Raw genomic sequence first — 24,254 nt, forward strand, 5'->3', positions numbered from 1 at the left:
TGCAAGCGCCGCCCCGCCCTCCGGGTAAGAGCGCACGCACAGGCGCACGGCACCACGCCCGGAGCACACGGTCACACGGCGTGGCCTGCGCCGTACTTCAGTACGGACAACAATCCCGCCATCCGGAATGACGGCCCTTAACGCTTGGGATGCGGCGAACTACGCTGGGTGTACGAATGCCGCGCGGTTATGCCAGGCCGAAACAGTCGGCGTGGTGCCCGGCGCGGCAGCCGTCTGTGTCGAGGGGTGGCTCATGTCCAGGGAGCAACGCGGGCCGAACGAAAAGCTCGGCGCCGTTCTCGCCCTCGCGGGAATCAGCAACGCAGGACTCGCCCGCCGCGTCAACGACCTCGGTGCGCAACGGGGTCTGACGCTGCGCTACGACAAGACGTCGGTGGCGCGCTGGGTGTCGAAGGGCATGGTTCCGCAGGGCGCGGCGCCGCATCTCATCGCGGCCGCCATAGGCCAGAAGCTCGGCCGGCCGGTGCCGTTGCACGAGATCGGCCTGGCCGACGCGGACCCGGCGCCCGAGGTGGGCCTCGCGTTCCCGCGCGACGTACGGGCGGCGGTGAAATCGGCGACCGAGCTGTACCGGCTCGACCTCGCCGGGCGACGGGCGGGCAGCGGCGGGATCTGGCAGTCGCTGGCCGGATCCTTCGCGGTGAGCGCGTACGCGACGCCCGCTTCACGGTGGCTGATAACACCGGCCGACTCCTCGGTCGCCCGCGAGGCGCGGCCCTCGGAGGCGGCGGAGGAGGGCGCGCCGCAGAAGGTCGGCCACAGTGACGTGCAGAAGCTGCGGGAGGCCGCGGAGGACGCGCGGCGCTGGGACTCCAAGTACGGCGGCGGGGACTGGCGTTCGTCGATGGTGCCGGAGTGTCTGCGGGTGGACGCGGCGCCACTGCTGCTCGGCTCCTACTCGGACGAGGTCGGGCGTTCGCTGTTCGGGGCGGCCGCCGAGCTGACGCGGCTCGCCGGATGGATGGCGTTCGACACCGGGCAGCAGGAAGCGGCGCAGCGGTACTACATCCAGGCGCTGCGGCTGGCGCGGGCGGCGGCGGACGTGCCGCTGGGCGGCTATGTGCTCGCCTCCATGTCGCTCCAGGCGACGTACCGGGGGTTCGGGGACGAGGGTGTCGACCTCGCGCAGGCCGCCATCGAGCGCAACCGGGGGCTGGCGACGGCCCGCACCATGAGCTTCTTCCGGCTCATCGAGGCACGCGCGCACGCGCGCGCCGGTGACGGGCACGCGGCCGGGGGCGCGCTGCGGGCCGCCGAGGGGTGGCTGGAGCGGGCCCGGGACGGTGACACCGACCCGTCGTGGCTCGGCTTCTACTCGTACGACCGGTTCGCGGCGGACGCGGCGGAGTGCTACCGCGACCTGAAGGCGCCGCGGCAGGTGCGGCGGTTCACGGAGCAGGCGCTGTCGAAGCCGACGGAGGAGTTCGTGCGCTCGCACGGGTTGCGGCTCGTGGTCTCGGCGGTGGCCGAGCTGGAGTCGGGGAACCTCGACGCGGCGTGCGAGCAGGGCACGCGGGCGCTGGAGGTCGCCGGGCGCATCTCGTCCGCGCGGACCACGGAGTACGTGAAGGACCTGCTGCACCGACTGGAGCCGTACGGCGACGAGCCGCGGGTGGTGGAGCTGCGGGAGCGGGCCCGGCCGCTGCTGATGGCCCCGGCGTAGGCGGTGCGCGCCGCACCGCGATCCGGCCACGGCCGACGACGCCCGTTTCCAGCCCTTCCCGCGCCCGCTTTCAGCCCTCCCGCGCCCGTTCTCGGCCCCTCCGGCGCCCGTTTCCCGCCCTTGTGGCGATTGAGGAGCGGGGGGCCGGGGCAGAGCCTCGGGGGGCGGGGCGGTCCGGATGTCAGTGGGGTCGGGCAAGATGCTGGGTGTGTCGGGAGTGGAGGTGAGGACCGTGGGGGCGGCTGCTCATGACGGGGACGTACTGGTGGTCGGCGGGGGGATCGTCGGGCTCTCCACCGCCTATGCGGTGTCGAGGGCGGCGCCCGGGACCCGGGTCGTCGTCCTGGAGAAGGAGCCGGGCCCGGCCCGGCACCAGACCGGCCGCAACAGCGGAGTCATCCACAGCGGGATCTACTACCGCCCCGGTTCCCTCAAGGCCCGCTTCGCGGTCCGCGGCGCCGCCGAAATGGTCAAGTTCTGCGCGGAGTACGGGATCCCGCACGAGGTCACCGGCAAGCTGATCGTCGCCACCGAGCGCGACGAGCTGCCCCGCCTGCATGCCCTCGTCCAGCGCGGCCGGGAGAACGGGATTCCGGTGCGCGAGCTCGGCCCCGCCCAGATCCAGGAGTACGAGCCGGAGGTGCGCGGCCTCGCCGCGATCCACGTCGGGACGACCGGGATCGTGGACTACCGCGCCGTCGCCGAGCGGTTCGCCGAGGCGTCCGGGGCGGAGATCCGCTACGGCGCGGACGTCGTGCAGGTCGACCGGCGCGAGGACCGCGGCGTCGCCGTGCGGACGCGGGCCGGGGACGTGATCCGCGGGCGGGTCCTCGTCAACTGCGCGGGGCTGCGCTGCGACGAGGTGGCGCGGCTGACCGGGGACGACCCGGGGATGCGCATCGTGCCGTTCCGCGGCGAGTACTTCGAGCTCGGGCGGCCGGACCTGGTGCGCGGGCTCGTGTACCCCGTGCCGGACCCCGCGTTCCCGTTCCTCGGGGTGCATCTGACGCGCGGCATCGACGGGGGCGTGCACGTGGGGCCCAACGCGGTGCCGGCGCTCGCGCGCGAGGGGTACGACTGGGGGGTCGTACGGCCGCGCGAGGTGGGCGGGACGCTGGCCTGGCCGGGTTCGTGGCGGATGGCTCGGCGGCACTGGCGGTACGGGGCGGGTGAGGTGCGGCGGTCGCTGTCGAAGGCGGCGTTCACGAAGGCGGTGCGCAGGCTCGTGCCCGCGGTCACCGCGGAGGACATGGTGCCGGTGGCGGCGGGGGTGCGGGCGCAGGCGGTGTTGCGGGACGGGACGTTGGTGGACGACTTCTTGATACGGGAGGGGGTGCGGGCGGTGCATGTGCTGAACGCGCCTTCGCCCGCGGCGACGGCGTCGTTGCCCATTGGGCGGGAGATCGCGGGGCGGGTGCTGGCGTTGCTGTGAGCGCCGGTGCCGGGGGTGGCGTCACGGGGCTCCGCCCCGGACCCCGCTGCTCAATCGCCGCAGGGGCTTGATGGTGCCCGGCACACGCTGCTCGAGCCGGCTCGCGGGCGCACGTAAAGTTGGGGGCACTGTGTCTGAGTCGTCTGAAAATTCCGCGTCCACCGCCCGCCCCAACGAGCCGCGGTTTCCCGACGGGCCCCGGCCCGATCCCGCGGGGTCGCACTACGAGCACCGCATCCGCAGCTTCCAGCCCCGCCGCGGCCGGGTCACCGAAGCGCAGGCCGACGCCTTGCAGCGGTTGTGGCCCAAGTGGGGCCTGGACATCGACGGGCAGCGCACGCTCGACCTCGCGGAGCTGTTCCCCGGCGTCGAGCGCGTCGTCCTGGAGATCGGTTTCGGCATGGGCGAGGCCACGGCGCAGATGGCGCAGGACGATCCGACGACCGGCATCCTCGCGGTCGACGTGCACACGCCCGGCCAGGGCAATCTGCTGAACCTGGCGGACCGCGCCGGGATCGACAACGTACGCGTGGCGAACGGCGACGCGATCGTGCTCCTGCGCGACATGCTCCCGGACGACTGTCTCGACGGTCTGCGCGTGTACTTCCCGGACCCGTGGCCCAAGAAGCGGCACAACAAGCGGCGGCTGATCCAGGCGGAGTTCCTGTCGCTGGTGGGCGGGCCGCTGAAGCCGGGCGCCGTCGTGCACTGCGCGACGGACTGGGAGGACTACGCGGAGCAGATGCTGGAGGTGCTGACGGAGCACCCCGAGTACGAGAACGCCGTCGAGGGGGGCGGGTACGCGCCGCGGCCGGAGTTCCGGCCGCTCACGAGGTTCGAGGGGAAGGGGTTGGACAAGAGTCATGTGGTGCATGACCTCTTGTTCCGGCGTCGTTGAGGTCTCCCCCGCTCCTCAATCGCCGGAGGGGCTTGAGGTGACATAGCCGGAGAGGCTTGACGGGGCATCGCCGGAGGGGCTTGGTCGGCGCCCCGTCGCGGTCCGCCGTATCCCTCGTTAGGGTCAATCCGTGGCCTCGTACCCCGCCTACCCGCATCACCCGGACCACGTCCTCGGCGCGCACCCGAGCGGCGCGGTCCCGCATCCGCGGTGGTGGGAGCGGAAGGGCGTGCGGGCGGCCGGGCTGGGGATGCTGCTCGCGGTGTCCGGGGTGGTCATCCTCGCGCTGGTGCGGGAGCAGACCGGGACCGAGGGGTTCCTGGTCGGCCTGGGGCTCGCGGTGCTGCCGGTGCCGCTGCTCATATCGGCGTTCCGCTGGCTGGACCGCGTACAGCCGGGCCCCTGGCGGAACCTGGTGTTCTCCTTCGCGTGGGGCGCCTGCGCCGCCGCGCTGATCGCGATCGTCGCCAACAGCTTCGCGACCCGCTGGATAGCGACCGCGACCGCCGACCCGTCCAGCGCCGACACCCTCGGCGCCACCGTCATAGCCCCGATCGTCGAGGAGTCCGCGAAGGCGGCGGCCGTGCTGCTCGTCTTCCTGTTCCGCAGACGGGACTTCACCGGAGTCGTCGACGGCGTCGTCATCGCCGGGGTGACCGCGACCGGCTTCGCGTTCACCGAGAACATCCTCTACCTCGGCAACGCCTTCGGCACCGACCAGCTCTCCGGCACCGGTCCGGGCCTGACCTCGGTCACCGCCGCCACGTTCTTCGTGCGCATCGTGATGTCCCCGTTCGCGCACCCGTTGTTCACCGTGCTCACCGGCATCGGCTTCGGCGTCGCCGCCGCCATGGCGCCCCGGCACGGCCGGGTGCGGCGGATGCTGCTCCCGCTCGCCGGGCTGCTCGCCGCGATGGGCATGCACGCGTTCTGGAACGGCTCGTCGTCGTTCGGCGAGTACGGGTTCTTCGCGGTGTACGCCGTGTTCATGGTGCCGGTGTTCGGCGGGATCACCTGGCTCGCGGTGTTCCTGCGCCAGCGCGAACTGCGCACCGTGCGCCAGGAACTGCCCGCCTACGTCGCCGCGGGGTGGCTCGCGCCGCCGGACCCGTTCGCGCTCGGCTCGCTGCGGGCCCGCCGGCTGGCCCGGGACTTCGCCACGCACTACGGCGGCCGGTCGGCCGCGACGGCCGTCGCCGAGTACGAGGCCTGCGCGACGTCCCTGGCGCTGCTGCGCCACCGCGGGCGCCGCGGCCGGGCCGGCGCCGACTTCGCCGTACGGGAGCGGGAGTTGCTGGAAGCGCTGTGGGAGCGCCGCGCGTTCGCGCGCCCGGCCCTCGCGTACGGCTCCCAGATCGCGGCGCCGATGTGGCTGCCCCCGGTGTACGCGGGCCCGGTCCCGTACGCGGGAGCACCGCTTCCGTACGCGTCCTCACCGCCGCACGGAGTCGCGTACAACGGCCCCCACAGCCACATCCCCCCGGGCCACAACCCCTACCGCTCCTGAGACCGTTACCGGGACGCCGCCGTCAGTCGGCCGAGTTCCGGCTCCGTCAGCCGGAGGTCCGCCACCGCGAGCAGGGCCGGGAGCTGGTCGACGACGCGCGCGGACGCGATCGGCGCGGTCACCGTGGGCTGCGCGGCGAGCCAGGCGAGGGCGACCGTGGCGATCTCGGCGTCGTGCGCCTGGGCGATCTCGTCGAGGGCGGTCAGGACCTTCCGGCCGCGCTCGGTCTCCAGGTGCGCGCCGGCCTTCTCGGCGCGGGCGCTGTCCACCCGCTGCCCCGCCCGGTACTTGCCGGTCAGGAAGCCGGACGCGAGCGCGTAGTAGGGCACGGCCCCGAGGCCGGCGCGGGCGGCGACGTCCTGGAGCCCGCCCTCGTAGGTGTCGCGGGAGACGAGGTTGTAGTGCGGCTGCACGGCGACGTAGCGGGCGAGGCCCTCGCGGTCGGAGTGGTCGAGGGACTCCTGGAGGCGGTCGGCGGAGATGTTGGACGCGGCGATGTGCCGTACCTTGCCCGCCTTCACCAGCTCGTCGAGGGCGCCGATGATCTCCTCGACCGGCGTTTCGGTCTTGTCGTAGTGCGTGTAGTACAGGTCGATGTGGTCGGTGCCCAGGCGCTTCAGCGAGGCGTCGGCCGCGGCCTTGACGTTGGCGGCGGACAGGCCCTGGTAGTCGGGGTGCTGGCTGACCTTCGTGGCGATGACGACGTCGTCGCGGCGGCCGCGCGAGGCCAGCCACTTGCCGATGACGGTCTCCGACTCACCGCCCTGGTTGCCGTCCGCCCACGCCGAGTACACGTCGGCGGTGTCGATGAAGTTGCCGCCCGCGGCGACGTACGCGTCGAGGACGTCGAAGGACGTGGCCTCGTCGGCGGTCCAGCCGAACACGTTGCCGCCGAGGGAGAGCGGGAAGACCTCCAGGTCGGAGCCGCCGAGCCTGCGCAGAGAGGGGGAAGAAGTCATGCCCTGTCCCAACACCCGTACGGAATGCGGTATTCCGGGAATGCGCCGTTCGGGGTGCGTCTCAGGGAGTGAGGCCCTTGTCGCGCAGCCAGGCCGCCGGGTCGACCCCGGTGGACTGCCCGTCGGGGTGGACCTCCAGGTGCAGGTGCGGCCCGGTGACGTTGCCGGTGGCGCCGACGCGTCCGATGACGTCGCCGGTCGTGACCTTCTGGCCCACGCTGACATTGAGCGAGGACTGGTGGCAGAACCAGAGTTCGGTGCCGTCGTCGAGGGTCAGCACCGTGCGGTAGCCGTACGCGCCCGCCCAGCCGGCCTCCGTGACGGTGCCGGAGTGAATGGCGCGGATCGGGGTACCAGTGGAAGCAGCGAAGTCCAGACCCGTGTGATACCCGGAGGACCACATGGAACCAGGCTGACCGAAGGTGCCGGAGAGCGTGTACGAGGCGACCGGGAGCTTGTAGCTGCGCGCCAGCTTGGCGAGGCGCTCGGCCTCGGCCTTGCGGCGGGCCTCCTCCTCGGCCTTCTTCTTCTCGGCGAGTTCCTTGGCCTTGGCGGCGTCCTGCTTGGCGGCGGCCTCCTCGGCGGCCTGCTTGGCGGCAGCCTCCTCGGCGGCCTGCTTCGCGGCGGCGTCGGCGGCGTCCTGCTGCGTCTCGGCCTGCTGCATGATGCGGGCCCGCAGCGCCTCACCGGCGCCGGTTCGGCCGTCGGCCGCGTCGGCCTGAGTGATACCGGCGCCGCTCAGCGGGGAGGCCGTGGCGCCGGAGCCGGAGTCCGAGTCGTCGGATATCAGGGAGCCCACGCCCGGCAGCGACTTGGCCTCGGGCAGCGAGTCCTTGACCGCCGACAGGTCGGGCATGGAGATCTGGACCGGCGGCTTGCCGCCCTGCGCGGTGGCGATGCCGCCCGCGCCGACGGCGGCGATCACGCCGACGCCCAGGACGGTGGAGCTGCGCGCGAATCCGCCGCGCTGACGGGCGACACGGTGCCTGCCGCGGACGGGGGAGACGGACTCCTCGGTGGGGTTCCACTCCTCCCAGGTCTCCTGCTCGGCACCGATGGTGTCCTCGGGGCCGTAGAAGAACTCTGGGGCAGGCCGGTTCGACGCCACGGGGGCGCTCTCCTTTCCTTCCTTCTCGCCTACCGGGTTAGCTGACGGGTTCGGAGCAGGAAGGTCTCCTACGGACACCAAAGATGTCCGATTCACCCCAAGTTAATGGTTCCCCGGTTCCCTTGCGGGATTGAGCGTGTGCGCACGGAGCCGTCTCTTGTGACGGCTGGGACGACCGCGCTGCGTTATCGAACGTTAATAGACAGCAGACAGTAATTCCAAGCGCTTCCCACTGATCGTTCACGACTCTGGCCAGGACTTATCCGGACAAGAATGAACAGAGTCAGGCGAGTTGACCGTCCGTCGGCACCGCCCCGACCAGGAGCACCTTTCTGACGGTGCATCAATTGTTATGCGGAGCGACGCCGTTCGGCTACGTTCCGCTACCTCGGGTAACAACGATCTTGGTCGTCAGCCGCGGCGCACGGCGAGCAGCGCCATGTCGTCCCGCGACCCGTCGCCGGTGTGCGCGCGCACCTCCGCGGCGAGGGTCGCGAGCAGCTCCTCGGGCCCGGGGAAGAGGCGGCCGGACAGCCGGGCCGCCGGATCGTAGAAGCGGCCGCTCGGATCGCGCGCCTCGGAGAGCCCGTCGGTGTAGAGCAGCAGCGTGGCCGCGGACGGGAACGCCGCCTCGACGGACCGGTCGGGCCAGCTGCCCAGCTCGCTCATGCCGAGCGGCAGCGCCGCCTGGCGCGGGGTGAGCTCCCGCACGGTGCCGTCGCCGAGGAGCAGCAGGGGCGCGGGGTGACCGCGGTTGAGGACGCGGACGAGCTCGGCGCCGTGCGGGATCTCGACGAGCACCGCGGTGGTGAAGCCCTCGAAGTCGTCGATGCCGCTGCGCCGGGTGCCCTCGCGGGCCAGCGCCCGCTCCAGGCGCTGGGCCACCGCCTCCAGGGAGCCCTCCTGCTCGGCGGCCTCCCGGAACGCGCCGATGACGACGGCGACCGCGGCGACCGCGCCCATGCCCTTGCCGCGCACGTCGCCGACGATGATCCGGATGCCGTGCGGAGTGTCCTGCACCGCGTACAGGTCACCCCCGATGAACGCGTCGGCCTGCGCCGCCTCGTAGCGCGCCGCGATCACGTGCCCGCCGAGCCGCCCGGCCGGCACCGGCAGCACCGCCAGCTGCGCGGCCTGGGCGATCTCGCGGGCGGAGGCCAGCTGCTCGTAGCTGCGGCGCACGATCCGGTTGAGCACACAGGCCAGCACGCAGACGGTGGCCACGGTGACGAGCTCGGTGACGAACGCGACGCCGAGGTTGTTCATGAAGTGCAGATGCACGGCGAGGATCGCGCCGATCGCCCCCGCGCCCACCAGGATCGTCGCACCGAGCGAGAAGAACTGGGCGGCCACCAGCGGGGCCGCGCTCAGCAGCGGGGCGCCGGAGTAGCCGGTCGGCGTGAGGTACTCGTAGATCCCGCCGCCGACGACGAGCAGCACGGGAAGGACGCGTAGGAAGAGCCGGGTGGTCACGGCCTCGGCCTCGCGCCGCCGCCGTCTCCCCCCGCTTCCTCCTTCTCGCTGCCCCACCAGTCGTCTCCTGCCGCGTCCCAGCCCGCTTCCGGCGTCTCACCAAGAGTTCCCGCACGGGGGCCCGGCGGCGAGCAGGGCTGGGCCGTACGGGTGGGGAACGTGACGCGCGCAACATCGGGACACGAAAACGACCGGGGCCGGAATTCCCTTGGGATTTCGGCCCCGGTCTTCAGTAGCGGGGACAGGATTTGAACCTGCGACCTCTGGGTTATGAGCCCAGCGAGCTACCGAGCTGCTCCACCCCGCGCCGTTGTGTTCACAACCCTACGCCATCGGAGGGACGGAAAGCGAATCGCTTATGCCGAGGTCGCGTGCGTGAGCGTCTCCCAGGCCACGAACAGGTCGTCGGTCCCCTCGGGGCGCTGCGCACGGGTGAGCTTCTCGGTCTGCGGGAGATCCATCCTCAGCCGCCCGCGGAGGTGCTGGAGCCCGACCTCCGTGTCGGGCCCCATGTCCCGCTGCACCTTCCCGCCGCACAGCCAGGCCGGGGCCTTGGCGCCCAGCTGGTACTTGGAGTGGAACTCGAGGGCGGCGGCGAGCCGGTCCTTCACCTCCCCGTACAGGTCGAGGCCCTGGTGCCAGGCGGTCTCGGCCATGTGGGAGGTGGCGGCGAGCGAGTAGCTGGCGTGCTTGAAGTTGCGGCAGGTCTCCTGGGCGAGCCCGTCCTTGAACGTCTTCTGCCCGAACCAGTACGTCTGGAGCTCCTTCGGGCTGTCGATGCCGCTGCCCTTGGGCTTCACCGGCAGCGCCCCGTCGGACGCCAGGTAGAAGTACGCGGGGACGCGGGCGCGGAAGTGTCCGACGGCCTGGTCGAAGGCGGCCTGGTCGTTGAGGTGGACGGCCATGCTCATGGTGGCGTCGGCCATCACCAGGTCCCAGTTGCCGTTGAAGTCGGCGGAGCCGTCCCGCACCTGGGGAAGGTAGACCTCGCGCAGCATCCGCTGGAACTTCAGCTCCTGCCCGTCGGGCCAGTCCCCGTACGTGTACTGCATCAGCTCGGCGGCCTTCGCCCAGGAGGTGCCGGCCCAGGCGGCCTGGAGTCCCGCGTTGTCCTCGGTGTGGCCGGTGATCCGGTCCGACCAGGCGTCCATGATCTCGACGGCCTTGGCTGCGTGCGCCTTGTCGCGGGTGATGTTCCACAGCAGGGCCTGCGTGTAGGCGGCGATGGCGTCCTCGCGCTCCTCGACGCAGCCCTGGCCCGCCTCCGCGTCGAAGGGGCACTCCACGGTCTCGTACGGCTTGGGCTCGTAGTCGAGGTCGGCGTACTTGCTGCCGCTCATCTCCTCGTACGCCGACAGCCACGGCTCCTGCTTGCGGGTCACGTGGTCGCGGGCGGCGGCCAGTTGGGCCTTGTCCACCAGGACGCCGGGGTGCGCGAAGAGGCCGCCGGAGGGGCGGGTCCCGGGGTGTGCGCCCACGTCGGCGTCGGTGCGGGCGTCGGCGCCGCACGCCGTCGCGGCCACCACGAACAGGGGCACGAGGGCCCCCAGAAGAACACGTCGCATCCGTGCGCCCGCTGCCATGCCACACCTCCGGTCGGATCACTGGCAGCCTGACGCCCCGCGGCGGGCGGCGCAGGATCTGTTGCGCCGGTCGGGAACGGGCGACGGCCCCCGCCCCCCGGCCGCGTACCGGAGGAGTGCGCGAAACGGCCGGATCGTCCGCACTCCCTTCCGGACTCTTTCGAACTCTTCGGGACTACGGGGGTCCGTCCGCGGCGACGAGGACTACGGTTCGTCTCCTCCCTGTCGTCCCGCCGACCAGGAAGAGGCGATCGCGGTGACATCCGAGCGGCGCCCCGGTGACCTGCCGGTCGAGGTGACGAGCTTCGTGGGCCGCGCCGAGGAGGTCGCGGCGGCCACCCAACTCCTCGGCCGGGTACGGCTGGTGACCTTTCTCGGGCCCGGCGGTGTCGGCAAGACCAGGACCGCGCTGCGGGTCGCCGCCCGGCTGGCCGGGCAGCTGCCCGACGGGGTCTGCATGGTGGCGCTGTCGTCGCTGAAGGACCCCGATCTGCTGGCGCACTCCGTGTCGGCCGCCCTCGGCCTGCCCGAGCAGCCGAACCGCTCGCAGCTCGACGTGCTCGTGGACCACGTGGAGGGCCGGGAGCTGCTGCTGGTGCTCGACACCTGCGAGCACATCGTCGACGCCTGCGGGATGCTCGCCGACATCCTGCTGCGCAGCGCCCCCGCGGTGCGGATCCTCGCGACCAGCCGGGAGTCCCTGGACGTCCCCGGGGAGCACACCTTTCCCATCGCGCCGCTGGCCGTGCCCGGCGAGGAGGACGGGCACCGCGTCGACACCGATGCCATGCGGCTGTTCGCCGACCGGGCGGCGGCCGTGGTGCCCGGCTTCACGCTCGGCGACGACAACCGCGCGGCGGTCGCCGCCCTGTGCCGGCGGCTCGACGGCATCCCGCTGGCCCTGGAGCTGGCGGCGGTACGGCTGCGCGCGCTGTCCCTCGGGCAGATCGTGGACCGCCTCAGCAGCCGGTTCCGGGTGCTGACCGGGGGCAGCAAGGTGGCGCTGCCGCGGCACAAGACGTTGCGGACGGCCATCGACTGGAGCCACGAACTGTGCACGCCGCGTGAGCGGTTGCTGTGGGCGCGGCTCTCGGTCTTCGCTGGCGACTTCGACCTGCCGTCCGTGGAGGACGTCTGCTCCGACGACGAGCTGCCCGCCGAGGAGATCGTCGAGCAGCTGATCGGGCTCGTCGACAAGTCCGTCGTGCTGCGCGCCGACGACGCCGACGGGGTCCGCTACCTGCTGCTCGACACCCTGCGCGAGTACGGCGCGGAGCAGCTGGCCGAGCGCGCCGACGGGCACGCCGTACGGGTCCGGCACCGCGACCACTACCTGCGGCTGGCCCGCTGGTTCGAGGCCGAGTGGGCGGGCGACGAACAGATGCCGCGCTTCCACCGGCTGCTGCGCGAGCGCGCCAACCTGCGGGTCGCGCTGGAGTTCTCGTACGGCTCGCCGCAGGAGGCGCACACCGGTCTGAAGCTGGCCACGGCGCTGTGGGCGTTCTGGTTCTGCGCCGCGCGCCTGTCGGAGGGCCGGTACTGGCTCCACAAGGGCCTCGACCTGGTGCCCGAGCCGGTCGCCGAGCGCTCCATGGCCCTGCGGTACGCGGGGTGGTACGCGGCCGTGCAGGGCGACCACTCGCCCCGACTGGTCCAGATGCTGGGCGAGGCCTGCGACATCGCCGTACAGCTCGGGGACGAGCGGCTGCACGCGCACGCGCGGGCCATCCTGGGCTGCGTGCACATGGCCTCCGGACGGCCGGAGGCCGCGGTCGAGCTGTACGAGTCCGCGCACGTCACGCTGCGCGCGCTCGACGACCGGACCGGCATCCTCATGTACGGGTACCACCTGGGCTTCCTGAACATGATGCTGGGCGACCTGGAGGCCGCCTGCGCGCACTACGACACGACGCTGTCGCTGGCGGGCGCCGAGGAGCGGTGGAACCGGGGCTGGGCCGCCTGCCACAAGGCGGTGGCCCTGTGGATGATGGGCGAGCGCGAGGAGTGCGCCCGGCTCGCCCGCGTCGGCGTCCGCTGCAAGTACGACCTGGCGGACTACCTCTGCATCGCCCACTGCCTGGAGCCGCTGGCCTGGATCGCCGCCGAGGAACCCGGGCAGTGCGCGCGGGCGGCGTGGCTGCTCGGCGCCGTCGACGGCCTCTACCGCAAGTGCGGGGCCGCGCCGATGTTCGGGGTGACCATGCTCCAGGAGTTCCAGTACACCGCCGAGGCGCGGGCCCGCCGGGTGCTCGGCGACGCCGCGTACGACGCCGCCTTCCGCGCCGGGGCCAACGCCCCGGTGGACCAGGTGATCGCCCGCGCCACCGGCGACGAGCCGCCCGTGCCCGCCGCCGGGCCGGAGCCGGACGAGCAGGTCACGCCGCTGGGCGTGCTGACCCGCCGGGAGCGGGAGGTCGCGGCGCTGGTCGCCGAGGGGCTGTCGAACCGGCAGATCGCGCAGCGCCTCGTCATCTCCAAGCGCACCGCCGACGCGCACGTCGAGCACATCCTGACCAAGCTCGGCTTCTCCTCCCGCGCGCAGATCGCCAGCCTGGTGGGCGAGACGGGCGGCGTCGCCCGCGAGCCGGACCTCGGCTGACGCCGCCGCCTGCCCGGGGCCCTACCTAGCGCGCTCCCGGCACCGCTCCCGCACGGATCGGTACACGGAATCCGTACGCATCCCGATGGCACCGGGAGCCCGCGCACGGCACCCTTCCGTACTGCGTGTCGGGGAACGGCTGCTACGGCGAGGATCGGGTGCGAGCGTACGAAGGGCGGCATCGGGAGCCCACCGGCGGAGTGATCGGACGGAGTCGCCAACTGGACGAGGTACGGCGGCTGTTGAGCGGGCGGGCCGGGCTGACCACGGTCGTCGGGCCGCCCGGCGCGGGCACGTCCACCGTGGCGGCGCTGGCGGCGTCCCGGCGGGGGCGCGGCGGCTGGGCCGAGCACCGGCGGCTCGCCCTGGGCCGGGTCCGGGACCCCGCGCTCCTGCCGCACGCCGTGGGCACCGCGCTGCGGCTGCCCGACGACTTCACGCGCGGCCGCCTCGACACGCTCCTCGACGCCCTGGCGGGCCGCTCGCTGCTCCTGGTCCTCGACGACTGCGACCACCTGAGCGACGGCGTCCCGGCGTTCGTCGGCCCCGTGCTCGCGCGCTGCCCCGGGGTGGGCTTCCTGGTCTCGGCGCGGCGCCCGCTGCACGTACCCGGCGAACGCCTCGTCGCCGTGCCCCCGCTGGCCCCGGAGGCCGCACGGACCCTGTTCACCGTGGTGGTCCGGCAGAGCGCGCGGCGGTTCTGGCCGACCGGGCGCGACCTGGCCCTGATCGCCGAGGTGTGCGAGCGGCTCGACCGGCTCCCGCTCGCCGTGGAACTGGCCGCGCGCAGCCTGTCGGCGATGTCCCTCGCCCAGCTGGCCGAGCTGACGCGGACGCCGCACTGCCTGTCGCTCGGCGCGGGCCTGCCGCGCCCCGCCGGGAGCCCGGACCGGCACGGCACGCTGGGCTCCGCCATCGGCTGGAGCCACGAACTGTGTTCACCGCGTGAACGGTTGCTGTGGGCCCGGCTCTCCGCCGTCGAGGGCGCGTTCGGCCCGGCCGAGGCCGTCGCCGCCTGCGCGGACGAACACCTCACCCCCACCGCGGTCACCGAGGGCACCACCCGCCTCCTCGACCACTCGCTCCTCGTCCGGGCCCGCCCCGACCCGGTCGCCTGCCCCCGCTGGCGCATGCCCCGGACGATCCGGATCCACGGGGCGATGATGCTGCGCCTGCTCGGCGAAACGGGCTGAAACTTCGGCAGTTCGAGCCCCGGCAGATGCGGGAAAACGTGAAGAAAGCTTTCGACAAGTAGATGTAGGTACCCCTAGGTACCTCATCCACCCCACCGACGGTCATCACCCAATTACGCTCATGGGTTCACGCACCACGACAGGACCCCCGCATGCAGCAGAGCGCAGGTCACGGCCACACCGGTCAACTGGCGCCGCAGGACGTCACTGTGTCCGCCGGATCGCTGCGGCTGATCGCCCGTCACGTCTCACCGGTCACCGGCCCGCGTCCCGGCGGTGACCTCTTCGGTGTCGTCCCCACCTCCGACGGAGTGCGGCTGATCGTCGGCGACGTCATGGGACACGGCGCCGCCGCCCACGAAACCGCCACCGACATCCTGCGGGCCTGGCAGACGCTGGCCCGCAGCGAGCCGACCCTCACCGGGATAGCGCACCGGCTCCACTCGTTCATCGACCGCTCCACGCAACCGGAGCGGTTCGTCACGGCCGTCCTCGGCACCGTCCGCCCCGCGCTGCGGTCGGCCGAACTCCTCCACTGCGGCCACCCGCCACCGCTGGTGCTCCGCGGCGCCTCGGCGGTCTTCACGCACGCCCTCATGCCCGCGCCGCCGCTCGGCCTCCTCGACCTCTCCGACGGCCGGTTCGCCACCCACCACATATCGTTCGACGCCGACGACCGCCTGCTCTTCTACACCGACGGGGTCACCGAGGCCCGCGACCCCCTGGGCCACGACTACCCCCTGGCCACCCGCGCGGCCGCCCTGCACACCGGCTCCCCCGCCACCCACCTCGGCCGCCTGGAGTCCGACCTGCTGCGGCACACGGGCGGACTCCTGGCCGACGACGCGCTGTTGCTGCTGCTGGAGCATCAGCGGGGGTGAGGGGTGCAGGGGGCGCCGGAGGTTCAGGGGGTGGTCTCGACAAACACGCAGACGCTCGGGCAGCCTCCTCGTATCCGCGCGGAGAACGGAGAGCCATGCGTACGCATCGTCTCGGGCGCAGCTCGGTCGAGGTCACCGAACTCGGCTTCGGGGGCGGCCCGTTGGGCGGGCTGTTCGAGCCGTTGGACGACGACACCGCCGCCGCGGCCCTGGCCGCCGCGCGGGACGGCGGCGTCCGTTACTTCGACACCTCGCCGCACTACGGCATCGGCCACTCCGAGCGCCGGATCGGCGCGCTGGTGGGCGGGGCGGAGCGGGCGCGGTACACGCTGTCCACCAAGGTCGGCCGGCTGCTGGTGCCCCAGGAGGCGGCGGGCCGCACGGACGAGGCGTTCGCGGTGCCGGCCACCCACCGCCGGGTGTGGGACTTCTCCCGCGACGGCGTCCTGCGCAGCGTCGAGGACTCCCTGGCCCGCATGGGCGTCGACCGGATCGACGCGCTGTACCTGCACGACGCCGAGGAGCACTTCGAGGACGCGCTGCGCACCGGCTACCCGGCGCTGGCCGAGCTGCGCGACCAGGGCGTCGTCGGCGCGGTCGGCGCGGGCATGTACCACCCCGGCAAGCTGGCCCGCCTGGTGCGCGAGACCGACGCGGACGTGGTGATGCTCTCCGGCCGCTACACCCTCCTCGACCAGAGCGCCCTCGACGAACTGCTGCCCGCCTGCACCGAACGCGGCGTCTCCGTCCTCGCCGCCTCGGTCTTCAACTCCGGCCTGCTGGCCACGGACCGGCCCGCCGCCGGGGCCCGGTTCGACTACGCCCCGGCCGCCCCGGAGCGGGTCGGGCGGACCCACCGGATCGCCGACGTCTGCGAGGCCCACGGCGTGACGGTCCCGCAGGCCGCCATGGCCTTCCCGCTGCTGCACCCCGCGGTCGCCGGCATCGTCGTCGGCATGCGCAGCGCGCAGGAGGTGCACCGCAACCTCGCCGCGTTCAACTCCCCCGTACCGGAGGGGCTCTGGGCGGACCTGCGGGCGGCGGGCCTGCTGGACGAACGCACCGCGGACACCTCGGCGGAGGGCTCCGACGCCCGGCTCTGAACCCGGTCGTCGTCAGCGGACGTGGCGCGTGGGCAGGGTCGCGACGTGCAGCAGCTGTTCCAGGGGGCCGCGGCGGAAGCGGCGGGTCCACAGGACGGCGAACAGGGCCGCGCCCGCGATGAAGGCGAGCAGCACCGGAAGCGCCGCCATGGTCTCGCCCTCGACCGCGGCCACGTACCGGACGTCCGTCAGCAGCCAGAGGGCGACGATGTGCGCGACGTAGACGGTCAGCGCCATCGTGCCGACAGCCGCGACGGGCCGGGCGACGCGGGTCGAACGGGGCAGGCGGGCGGCGACGGTCAGGCAGCCGGCCAGGACGAGGAGCGCGACGCCGGTGTTGCCGAGGACGGACAGCGTGGTCTGGCTGTGCGGCGCCGCCACCAGGAGCCAGGCGAGCGGCGTGCCGTCCGTCGGCTCGCCCACCGTGTCGGACCACCAGGCCGAGGACGCCGAACCACCGTCCGTGGCGGCCGCCACGGTGCTCAGCGCGCCGGGGACGAGGCGCAGCGCCAGCCAGGACGCGCCGTACCCCAGGACGGCGAGGCCCGCGCCGGTCACCGCGAGCCGGGAGCGGACGCCGGGCCGGTTCAGGTCCAGGCGGGCGACCGCCATGCCCGCGATCAGGAACGGCGCCCAGGTGAGGGCCGGGTACTCACCGGTGAACAGCAGCTCGACCACGCCGTCCGTGCCGGTGAGCCGGGCGAGCGGATCCGCCGCGACGACGGTGTCCGACCAGCCTCCCTCGTCGATCAACACCCTTATGGCATACAGGACTTGGGGGAGAATCAGCGCCCCCGCCGCCGCGACGAGGGCCAGCGTCGAGGCCCGTAGCCGGTACAGCGGGAGGACGAGGAGGAAGAGCAGTCCGTAGAAGCTGAGGATGACGTCGACGTCCGTGTCCAGGGACGTCAGGGCGTATCCGAGCGCGACGAGCACCACGGCGCGGACCGCGATCCGCGCCGCCGCCCGCCGCCCGGCGAGGCCCGTCCGGGGGCGCGGCCGACCCATGATGATGACCAGCGAGAACCCGGCGAGCACCGCGAACAGCGCGGAGGAGCGGCCGCGCGCCGTCTCCAGCAGGAAACCCACGGGCCCGCCCACGGTGACGTCGGGGCCGACGTGTGCGGAGTACATGCCGAAGACCGCGAGCCCACGGGCCAGGTCGATGCCGATGAGGCGGGTGGTGGCGGCCGCGGCCTCCTCGGGTGGGGTCGCAGGCGGCGTACGGGGCGGGGCGGGCGTACCGGGTGTGCCTGGCGCACCGGGCCTACGGGGCGGGGCCTGGGGGACGTTGTCTGTCATGCCTCCCAGGGTTCGCGCGCGGCGCGCCGCACCCCATCCGCCGACCGGCCGGAGCCGCCCGTCCGGTCGTCCGGAACCGCACCCGCCGACCGGACCGGTCCCGTACCCCCCACCGGGCCGGACCCGCCCCGCCCCGCACCTCCCACCGGCCGGCGTGCGCCCCGTGACCGCAGACGGCCGCCCGCCCGCGTGGTACGCATCGAAGGACGGGGCGGGCGACGGGGAGTGGTGCGCTGGTGATCCGGGTTCTGGTGGTCGACGACGAGGCGCTCGTCCGCACGGGCTTCGGCCACATCCTCGATGCCGCCCAGGACATCGAGGTGGTGGCGGCCGTCACCGGAGGTCAAGCCGTGCGTGTGGCACGGGAGTTGGTGCCCGACGTGGTCCTCCTGGACATCCGGATGCCGGACGTGGACGGGCTCACGGTCCTGGCCGAGCTACGCCGCATGACGGACCCGCCTGTGGTGGCGATGCTCACCACCTTCGACGCCGACGAGTACGTCGAGGCGGCGCTGCGGGCGGGGGCCGCCGGGTTCCTCCTCAAGGACACCGACCCGCAGCATCTCCCCCATCTGATACGGACGTTGGCCGCCGGCGGAATCGTGCTGTCGTCGCAGGTGACACGGTCCGTGGTGAACGGATTCCTCGACCAGGGCGGGCGCGAGCCCGCCGCCGCGCGGCTCGTCGGACGGCTGACCGAGCGCGAGCACGACGTCCTGCTCCTGCTCTCCGAGGGCCTCGCGAACGCCGACATCGGCCGACGGCTGCACCTGAGCGTCGGCACGGTCAAGGGCCATGTCAGCGCCGTACTGGAGAAGCTGGAGGTCGGCAGCCGGGTGCAGGCGGCGCTGCTGGCCCAGCGCGCGGGCGTCCTGGGGCGGGCCCGGGACGAGGAGGAGCGGTGAGGGGCAGGCGGCCGCCGGCCGTGCTCCTCGACGTGGCGCTGGTGGTCCTCGCGCTGGCGGACACCTGGGTCAACGTCGACTTCGAGGACCGGACCGCGCTCGCCGCGGCGCTCCTCGCGGCGGCCGCGCTCCTGCTGCGCCGGTACCTGCCGCTGGTCGCCTTCGCGCTGACGCTGCCCACCACACTGATCACCGACGCCGTCTTCGCGACCCTCGCCGCGCTGTACACGCTGTCCTCGCGCTCCCGGCACCGCACCCTGGCCGTCGGCTGCGCCCTCACGTTCACCGTCTGCGACTTCATGCCGTGGCCGTGGTCGACCCTGGAGACCGACGAACTCGCCGAGACCTACACCCTCGTCGACCTCACCTACACCCTCGCCACGGCCGCCGCCCCGGTCTTCCTCGGCCAGCTCGTCCAGGCCCACCGGGAGCTGTCGCTCCGCCTCGCCGAGATCACCGAGGCCCGTGAGCACCAGCAACTCCTGGCGGACCAGGCGGTGCTGGCGAAGGAGCGCGCCCAGCTCGCCCGCGAGATGCACGACGTCGTCTCGCACCAGGTCAGCCTGATCGCCGTGCAGGCGGGGGCGCTCCAGGTGGGCAGCCGGGACATCGACCCGAGAGCGGCCGGGGCCACGATCCGCCGGCTCAGCGTGCAGACCCTCGACGAGCTGCGGCACATGATCGGCGTCCTGCGCGCCTCCGGCAGCCGCCCCACCGAACTCACCCCGCAGCCCTCCCTCGCCGACCTCCACCAGCTGGTCGCCACGAGCGGGATCGAGACGACGCTGGAGACCGACCTGCCCGGCGAACTCCCGCCCCGGCTGCAACGCGCCGTCTACCGCACGGTCCAGGAAGCCCTCACCAACGTCCGCAAGCACGCTCCCGGCGCCACCGCTCTCGTACGCGTCCAGCACCGTGACGCGCTGCTGCGGGTCGTCGTCACGAACACGGCCCCCACCCGCCCGGCGCTCCACCTCCCCGGCGCCCACCACGGCCTCGTCGGCCTGCGCCAGCGCGCCGAACTCCTCGGCGGTTCCGTCACCTTCGGCCCCGGCCCGGACACGGGATTCACCCTGCGGGTGGACCTGCCGGTGACCGGCGCGGACTGACGCCCCGCAGGCGGTGCGGCGAGCGCCCGTGCTCGGCTCGGCGGATTTCTCTGCATGCGGACCGCAAGAGCGGGCACTCGCCTTTGTAGAGCCCCGCCGTGTCTCCCCCGTCGCGGCGGGGCTCTCCCCCTGCGTTCAGGCCGTGCTTACGACGCCGGGTCCACGGCGCCGGACCGCGGGCGCCGCCGCAGCCGCAGGACGACGGCCGTCACCACGAGAGCCCCGAGCACCGCGGGGACGTCCTCGTTGCCCGCGAACCCGGAGAAGTACAGGGTCGCGACGAACGGCGCGGCGGCGCCCGCGAGCCGCGCCGTGGTGCGGATGCGCCGGAAGGCCGCACGGCCCACCAGCAGGAGCGCCGCGACGGTCGGCACGCCCAGCCGCCACGGCAGGAGCAGACCGACCCCGAGCGGGTCGAGCACCGTCACCGCGGCCACCAGCACCACGGCCCACACCACCAGGGCGCACACGCCCGCCGGGCCGCGCACCCGGGCCGCCGGACGCAGGTCGGGCGGACAGAGCAGCGGAAGCACCGCGACGAGGACGGGCACGACCAGGAACCCCACGAATTCCCACCGCGGATCGGCCGGCCACCCGGCCGGATACAGAAACGCGACCGCGCTCCCCGCCGCCCCGACGACCGAGCACCACACCCCGGGCAGATGCCGCCCGGCGAGCGCGACCACCGCACCGACCAGCGTCAGCAGGTAGCCGCCGTTCAGGACGGTCAGGAGCGGCCCCACGCCCCCGGCGTCGATGACGTACCAGTCGGCGGCGCCGACGACGAGATTGAACGCGGCGTACGCGGCCGTGGCGGCCAGCGCGAACGGCGCGACGGCGGCGAAGAACCGCCCACCCCGGTGGGCCGAGCCGACCCGCAGCCGCAACCGGAGGGCGTGCGCGGCGACATCAGCGCTCTCCCGCAGCCGAACCCGCCGCCCGGCCCCTTCGACCGCCTCGCCATAGTTGGCGGCTATCTCATCCCCGAAGGCCCGGCGAAACCCCACGGGATACAGCCGCAGCAGTACCGGATTCACGCGGTCGCCCCCTTCCCGGCGACCCGCAGCCGCCGCGTGGCCTCGCGCGCCGTCGCCGCGATCCGCTCGGCCTCGGCGGCGAGGACGGTACGGCCGGAGGCCGTCAGCGTGTAGGTCCGCCGCAGCCGGCTGTCGACGACCTCCTCCTTGTGCACCTCGACGAGCCCCTGCTGCAACAGCCGCTCCAACGCCCCGTACAAGGTCCCGGTCCGCAACTTCACCCGCCCCCCGGACATCGCCTCCACCTCCCGCGCGATGGCATAGCCATGGCGCGGCTGGTCCGCGAGCGCGGTGAGAAGAAGCAGGGTCGGTTCCTGCATCGCACGATCAGTCATGCGAGCAGCATACTCAGTTCACCGACATATGTCGTCGTCGCCCCCACCAGGGCGCGGCAAGAACACCGCTTCCGGCACGACCCGGACCACGGGCGCATGATGATGGCCTCGTAACGGGGTTGATGGCTGCACCGCTACGCACCATGGCCAGCCCTGGTCACGCTCAGGCAATGCGAGGAGCCCCCACGGTGGAACGACACGAACTGGAGAGACTGGAGACCCTCTTCGTCTTCGCACCCCTTCGGGACGGCACATGGAGCCTCACCTTCGACGGCCTGAGGCAGGCACTGCGGGAACTCGATCCCTATGTCTTCATCCGGACCGAGGACCCACGAGACGACGTGCCGGGTGGCGGCCCGTGCATGTTCTTCGAGGCCGCCCTGGGCGATGGGGACATCGAAGGACTGGCCGAACTGAAGCCCGAGGGCATCGCCGCCCAGAACTGCACCGCCCACCGAGCGGCACAGTTCGTGCGATGGCTGCGTTCGAGCGCCGTCCCCCACGGAACAACCATCACCTTCACCACGGAGTGGGGGATGGAGAGCGGTCTCCCGGACGCGGTGGTACCGACCGCCTCCGAGACCGACCTGGTTCAGCTCTTCCTCGACCACATCGCACAGACAGGCGGGCTGGATCAGCCGGGCCGGTGTCCGCAGGGCGGCAGACGCCACCGACGCGCGCCCGACCAGTGACCGCGGCGCGCTGGAGACCAAGTCGGCCAGGAGCTCGCCGAGGCACTGGCGCCTGCGACCGAGGTGAGCTGAAAAGCGGCTGAGTGGCCGGACCCCGTGAAGTACGGCTCCCGCCGGCCAAACAAGAACGCTCGGGCCGACCGAAGCCGACCCGAGCGTTCATCCGCAGGTCAGAGGGGCAGCAGCCCCTCCCCCGCACACGTAGACCCTGTGGGACTCGAACCCACAACCAATGGATTAAAAGTGTCCGCGATCTTGTGGTGGGTGGTTCGCGGGCGCTGATCCGTTGTCCGGAAACACCAGGTCAGAGAGCTATTGCGGGGCGGCTGGGTCCACCGCGTGACGGGCTGTGGGGGCGCGTTCGCTCACGCACGGGCAACGGTTGGAGCTTGGCTCTCACTCTCGCTGCTGACGGTCAGCGTGGTGGAGCTCGCCGCCGCAGCGACGCGAAAACCTCAGTATGGGCTCCTCCCCTCTCCCACCTCACGAAGCTGCATGGCAAAGGAGAAGCCCCCATAGGAGGAGTACTCATGGGCGAGAATGACAAGTTGGCCGTCGTATCGGACGCTACCGGGACCGTGCAGCCGCACTGCCCACCGTGGTGCCTCGGCGAGACCTTCCAGGGCAAGCACCATGTGCACGAGAGCGACCAGGTGGAGTGGCATGGACCGGAGGGACGGAGCGGTAGCCGGGAACCGGCGGCTCTTACCGCTTCCATCGCACTCATGAATGACGACGAGGCTGAAAGCGAGAGTCCGGAAATCTGGTTCGGCTCTGCGGGCAACTGGAGCGAGTTCGACATGCCGGGCCTGGAGCGTGTCATTGCGGAACTCGACCGGTACACAGTGGACCTGCAGGCCCTGCAGTACCGCTACGCCGCCGTGCTCGCCGGCACCAATGTGTCCAGCCAGCCCGTGCACGCATCCGATTCGAATCGCCTAATAGAGGTGACCGCACCGTGTCCCTACTGGTGCGCCTGCCGCTCCAGCGGTACACACAACGAAAAGTCCCTGCAGGACCGCGCTCATTTCGCGGACTTCCGCATCATTCCGCTGAGCATGCACCGACCCGACAGGGACGCAGCTGAGGCCGAGGTCGTGCCGGACGAACTCCAGGTGGTGCTGGGGCAGTACGCCTATGCGGCCATGCCGACCATTGACCTCATCATCGAAGGACGTACGGGTGGTGTGGCCCGCCTGTCGCTCGGCGAAGCCGCCCAACTCCGGGGCATCCTGGGGCAACTGATCGCCGTGGCGGAGACGTGTGCGACGCCCGATGCACTGCCCCCGCTCGATAGCGTCGCCGCCGACCTGCGGACGAAGGTGTCGGACGACCCGCACCTCGACCCGAGGTCATCGGGGTACGCACTCGGCAGCAGTGATGCGGATGGCAGTACCTGGGCCTGCGTACCTATCGGCCTTTCGCCTGCGTTGAGGGAGGAAACTGTGCGGGACCTCATGGCCTGCATCTACGAACGCCGGGGCAGGACACTGTGGGAGGGCGACTGTGCCCCATGTGTGATGGGCGATCGTGCCGCCTTGATCGAGGCGACGAAACGTGCGGCTGCCTGAGTGGAGCTGCGACAGGCCGCCATGCCTTCTGTACGAGTCAGGGATGGCGGCGGCCACGGTGTCGCCTCGTCAGCGCGGGCCTGAGTGGCGAAGCCCGCATGCTTCTACGGAACCCGCCCGTCCGCCGTCTCACCCGACGCATGATTCCCCCTCACCACACAACCTCGGGGGAATCATGAACACCCGCACCACGCTCGCTGCAGCAGCCCTGCTCGCCACCGCCCTCACTGCATGCGGCACCAACGCTGAGCCCAGGACGATTCGCGTTACCGTCACCGAGACCGTCACCCAGCAATCCGAGAAACAGGCCGCACCGAAGAAGAACGGGCCGCTCGCCTTCGGGGAGAAGCAAGCGTTCGACGACGCTGACAACGACGTGCACGCCACCGTCCAGGTCGTCGGCTACACGCACACCGAGAGGGGCCCCCAGGCTCCCGGTCAGGAACTCGGCGGCGACTCCTGGGCCACCGCCGACGTCAAGGTATGCAACGTCAGAGGCGTCGAGATCGGCGTCGATCAGACAGCATGGTCGCTGTCCTACGCGGACGGGACCAGTGTGGAAACCACCGGTCTGTCCGGCGGCGACATGCCCAAGCCCGAATTCCCCATGGACAAGATTCTTCGAGCAGGCCAGTGTGCCCGCGGCAAGATCGCCTTCCCGGTCCACGCCAAGAAGCGACCGGCCACCCTCGACTACGCACCAGAAGGACAGACCACCAGCGCCACGCAGTGGTCCGTCCCCAAGGCATGAGAGGGCGGGGCTACTGCCCGGCCTCCGCCAAGGCGCCCCCATCCGCTACACCGCCACGCCTGATTGCACGCAATCCGAAACCGGGGGACGTGATCTGCTGCCCCGCCCGTAACCACCCACGGCGCCCCACCA

Annotated in this window: 20 protein-coding genes, 1 tRNA gene and 1 riboswitch; of the genes, 13 read left to right on the forward strand and 8 right to left on the reverse strand. The window is 72.3% G+C overall.

Annotation, left to right across the window (positions count from 1 at the left end; all coding sequences use genetic code 11):
- The first annotated feature begins 253 nt into the window (after nucleotides 1-253).
- From ACYBSK_RS36105 to ACYBSK_RS36120, 4 genes are all read left to right on the forward strand, one after another.
- Nucleotides 254-1,684 (forward strand): MFS transporter, encoded by a 1,431-nt coding sequence (locus tag ACYBSK_RS36105; protein ID WP_457481456.1) that lies wholly within the window; start codon nucleotides 254-256, stop codon nucleotides 1,682-1,684.
- A gap of 199 nt (nucleotides 1,685-1,883) precedes the next feature.
- Entirely contained in the window at nucleotides 1,884-3,116 is a 1,233-nt protein-coding gene (gene lhgO / locus ACYBSK_RS36110) for an L-2-hydroxyglutarate oxidase (RefSeq protein ID WP_460247168.1), read from the forward strand.
- 130 nt (nucleotides 3,117-3,246) lie between these two features.
- Entirely contained in the window at nucleotides 3,247-4,014 is a 768-nt protein-coding gene (gene trmB, locus ACYBSK_RS36115; RefSeq protein ID WP_457481457.1) for a tRNA (guanosine(46)-N7)-methyltransferase TrmB, read from the forward strand.
- 130 nt (nucleotides 4,015-4,144) lie between these two features.
- The gene (locus ACYBSK_RS36120; protein ID WP_460244600.1) at nucleotides 4,145-5,521 is read left to right on the forward strand and encodes a PrsW family intramembrane metalloprotease; all 1,377 of its coding nucleotides are present in this window, start codon (nucleotides 4,145-4,147) and stop codon (nucleotides 5,519-5,521) included.
- A gap of 5 nt (nucleotides 5,522-5,526) precedes the next feature.
- Here ACYBSK_RS36120 and ACYBSK_RS36125 read toward each other — a convergent pair whose 3' ends face one another.
- The 5 genes from ACYBSK_RS36125 to ACYBSK_RS36145 all read right to left on the reverse strand — a co-directional run bounded on the left by ACYBSK_RS36125 (nucleotide 5,527) and on the right by ACYBSK_RS36145 (nucleotide 10,644).
- Nucleotides 5,527-6,480, reverse strand: coding sequence for an aldo/keto reductase (locus tag ACYBSK_RS36125; protein ID WP_460244601.1), 954 nt, complete (start codon nucleotides 6,478-6,480; stop codon nucleotides 5,527-5,529).
- 61 nt (nucleotides 6,481-6,541) lie between these two features.
- Nucleotides 6,542-7,588: a M23 family metallopeptidase gene (locus ACYBSK_RS36130; RefSeq protein WP_460244602.1), complete on the reverse strand. Its 1,047-nt coding sequence runs from the start codon at nucleotides 7,586-7,588 to the stop codon at nucleotides 6,542-6,544.
- An 11-nt stretch (nucleotides 7,589-7,599) separates the two neighbouring features.
- A riboswitch (cyclic di-AMP (ydaO/yuaA leader) is annotated at nucleotides 7,600-7,735 on the reverse strand.
- Nucleotides 7,736-7,999: 264 nt separating this feature from the next.
- Nucleotides 8,000-9,061 carry a PP2C family protein-serine/threonine phosphatase gene (locus ACYBSK_RS36135; protein ID WP_460244603.1) on the reverse strand — a complete coding sequence of 354 codons (1,062 nt, stop codon included), beginning with the start codon at nucleotides 9,059-9,061 and terminating at the stop codon, nucleotides 8,000-8,002.
- Nucleotides 9,062-9,294: 233 nt separating this feature from the next.
- A tRNA-Met gene (locus ACYBSK_RS36140) sits at nucleotides 9,295-9,368 on the reverse strand.
- Nucleotides 9,369-9,417: 49 nt separating this feature from the next.
- The gene (locus ACYBSK_RS36145) at nucleotides 9,418-10,644 is read right to left on the reverse strand and encodes an alginate lyase family protein (RefSeq protein ID WP_457481462.1); all 1,227 of its coding nucleotides are present in this window, start codon (nucleotides 10,642-10,644) and stop codon (nucleotides 9,418-9,420) included.
- Nucleotides 10,645-10,900: 256 nt separating this feature from the next.
- Between ACYBSK_RS36145 and ACYBSK_RS36150 the strand changes: the two genes are divergently transcribed.
- From ACYBSK_RS36150 to ACYBSK_RS36165, 4 genes are all read left to right on the forward strand, one after another.
- Entirely contained in the window at nucleotides 10,901-13,243 is a 2,343-nt protein-coding gene (locus ACYBSK_RS36150) for an ATP-binding protein (protein WP_457481463.1), read from the forward strand.
- A 200-nt stretch (nucleotides 13,244-13,443) separates the two neighbouring features.
- Nucleotides 13,444-14,436 (forward strand): ATP-binding protein, encoded by a 993-nt coding sequence (locus ACYBSK_RS36155; RefSeq protein ID WP_460244604.1) that lies wholly within the window; start codon nucleotides 13,444-13,446, stop codon nucleotides 14,434-14,436.
- A 152-nt stretch (nucleotides 14,437-14,588) separates the two neighbouring features.
- On the forward strand, nucleotides 14,589-15,317 hold the full coding sequence (locus ACYBSK_RS36160; RefSeq protein ID WP_457481465.1) for a PP2C family protein-serine/threonine phosphatase: 729 nt from the start codon (nucleotides 14,589-14,591) through the stop codon (nucleotides 15,315-15,317).
- 95 nt (nucleotides 15,318-15,412) lie between these two features.
- Nucleotides 15,413-16,420, forward strand: coding sequence for an aldo/keto reductase (locus ACYBSK_RS36165; protein WP_460244605.1), 1,008 nt, complete (start codon nucleotides 15,413-15,415; stop codon nucleotides 16,418-16,420).
- A gap of 12 nt (nucleotides 16,421-16,432) precedes the next feature.
- On the opposite strand, the gene ACYBSK_RS36170 is transcribed toward ACYBSK_RS36165, so the two are convergent.
- Nucleotides 16,433-17,722 carry a DUF418 domain-containing protein gene (locus ACYBSK_RS36170; protein ID WP_460244606.1) on the reverse strand — a complete coding sequence of 430 codons (1,290 nt, stop codon included), beginning with the start codon at nucleotides 17,720-17,722 and terminating at the stop codon, nucleotides 16,433-16,435.
- Between the two features lie 236 nt (nucleotides 17,723-17,958).
- Here ACYBSK_RS36170 and ACYBSK_RS36175 point away from each other — a divergent pair, with 236 nt between their 5' ends.
- Together ACYBSK_RS36175 and ACYBSK_RS36180 are read left to right on the forward strand one after the other, a co-directional pair.
- The gene (locus ACYBSK_RS36175; RefSeq protein ID WP_460244607.1) at nucleotides 17,959-18,627 is read left to right on the forward strand and encodes a response regulator; all 669 of its coding nucleotides are present in this window, start codon (nucleotides 17,959-17,961) and stop codon (nucleotides 18,625-18,627) included.
- On the forward strand, nucleotides 18,624-19,736 hold the full coding sequence (locus ACYBSK_RS36180; RefSeq protein WP_457481469.1) for a sensor histidine kinase: 1,113 nt from the start codon (nucleotides 18,624-18,626) through the stop codon (nucleotides 19,734-19,736). Before ACYBSK_RS36175 ends, ACYBSK_RS36180 begins: the two co-directional genes overlap by 4 nt.
- A 146-nt stretch (nucleotides 19,737-19,882) precedes the next feature.
- Here the strand turns inward: ACYBSK_RS36180 and ACYBSK_RS36185 are convergent, their stop codons facing one another.
- Both ACYBSK_RS36185 and ACYBSK_RS36190 read right to left on the reverse strand, forming a co-directional pair.
- On the reverse strand, nucleotides 19,883-20,773 hold the full coding sequence (locus ACYBSK_RS36185; RefSeq protein WP_460244608.1) for a hypothetical protein: 891 nt from the start codon (nucleotides 20,771-20,773) through the stop codon (nucleotides 19,883-19,885).
- Nucleotides 20,770-21,108, reverse strand: a complete 339-nt coding sequence (locus ACYBSK_RS36190; protein ID WP_460244609.1) for a PadR family transcriptional regulator — start codon at nucleotides 21,106-21,108, stop codon at nucleotides 20,770-20,772. The genes ACYBSK_RS36185 and ACYBSK_RS36190 overlap by 4 nt, the downstream gene beginning before the upstream one ends.
- A gap of 188 nt (nucleotides 21,109-21,296) precedes the next feature.
- Between ACYBSK_RS36190 and ACYBSK_RS36195 the strand changes: the two genes are divergently transcribed.
- The 3 genes from ACYBSK_RS36195 to ACYBSK_RS36205 all read left to right on the forward strand — a co-directional run bounded on the left by ACYBSK_RS36195 (nucleotide 21,297) and on the right by ACYBSK_RS36205 (nucleotide 24,122).
- Complete coding sequence (locus ACYBSK_RS36195) at nucleotides 21,297-21,800, forward strand: hypothetical protein (RefSeq protein ID WP_460244610.1); 504 nt, start codon at nucleotides 21,297-21,299, stop codon at nucleotides 21,798-21,800.
- Nucleotides 21,801-22,330: 530 nt separating this feature from the next.
- Nucleotides 22,331-23,371: a DUF6907 domain-containing protein gene (locus ACYBSK_RS36200; protein ID WP_460244611.1), complete on the forward strand. Its 1,041-nt coding sequence runs from the start codon at nucleotides 22,331-22,333 to the stop codon at nucleotides 23,369-23,371.
- A 175-nt stretch (nucleotides 23,372-23,546) separates the two neighbouring features.
- Nucleotides 23,547-24,122, forward strand: a complete 576-nt coding sequence (locus ACYBSK_RS36205) for a DUF4352 domain-containing protein (RefSeq protein WP_460244612.1) — start codon at nucleotides 23,547-23,549, stop codon at nucleotides 24,120-24,122.
- Nucleotides 24,123-24,254: the final 132 nt, after the last annotated feature.

Source organism: Streptomyces sp. BYX5S, from assembly GCF_054724165.1.

Excerpts from the sequence above, each read along its gene's own strand:
- ACYBSK_RS36160 (WP_457481465.1), top strand. The coding sequence starts at position 14,589 with ATGCAGCAGAGCGCAGGTCACGGCCACACCGGTCAACTGGCGCCGCAG.
- ACYBSK_RS36200 (WP_460244611.1), top strand. The coding sequence starts at position 22,331 with ATGGGCGAGAATGACAAGTTGGCCGTCGTATCGGACGCTACCGGGACC.
- ACYBSK_RS36125 (WP_460244601.1), bottom strand. The coding sequence starts at position 6,480 with ATGACTTCTTCCCCCTCTCTGCGCAGGCTCGGCGGCTCCGACCTGGAG.
- ACYBSK_RS36145 (WP_457481462.1), bottom strand. The coding sequence starts at position 10,644 with ATGGCAGCGGGCGCACGGATGCGACGTGTTCTTCTGGGGGCCCTCGTG.
- lhgO (WP_460247168.1), top strand. The coding sequence starts at position 1,884 with ATGCTGGGTGTGTCGGGAGTGGAGGTGAGGACCGTGGGGGCGGCTGCT.
- ACYBSK_RS36205 (WP_460244612.1), top strand. The coding sequence starts at position 23,547 with ATGAACACCCGCACCACGCTCGCTGCAGCAGCCCTGCTCGCCACCGCC.
- ACYBSK_RS36105 (WP_457481456.1), top strand. The coding sequence starts at position 254 with ATGTCCAGGGAGCAACGCGGGCCGAACGAAAAGCTCGGCGCCGTTCTC.
- ACYBSK_RS36190 (WP_460244609.1), bottom strand. The coding sequence starts at position 21,108 with ATGACTGATCGTGCGATGCAGGAACCGACCCTGCTTCTTCTCACCGCG.
- ACYBSK_RS36170 (WP_460244606.1), bottom strand. The coding sequence starts at position 17,722 with ATGACAGACAACGTCCCCCAGGCCCCGCCCCGTAGGCCCGGTGCGCCA.
- ACYBSK_RS36165 (WP_460244605.1), top strand. The coding sequence starts at position 15,413 with ATGCGTACGCATCGTCTCGGGCGCAGCTCGGTCGAGGTCACCGAACTC.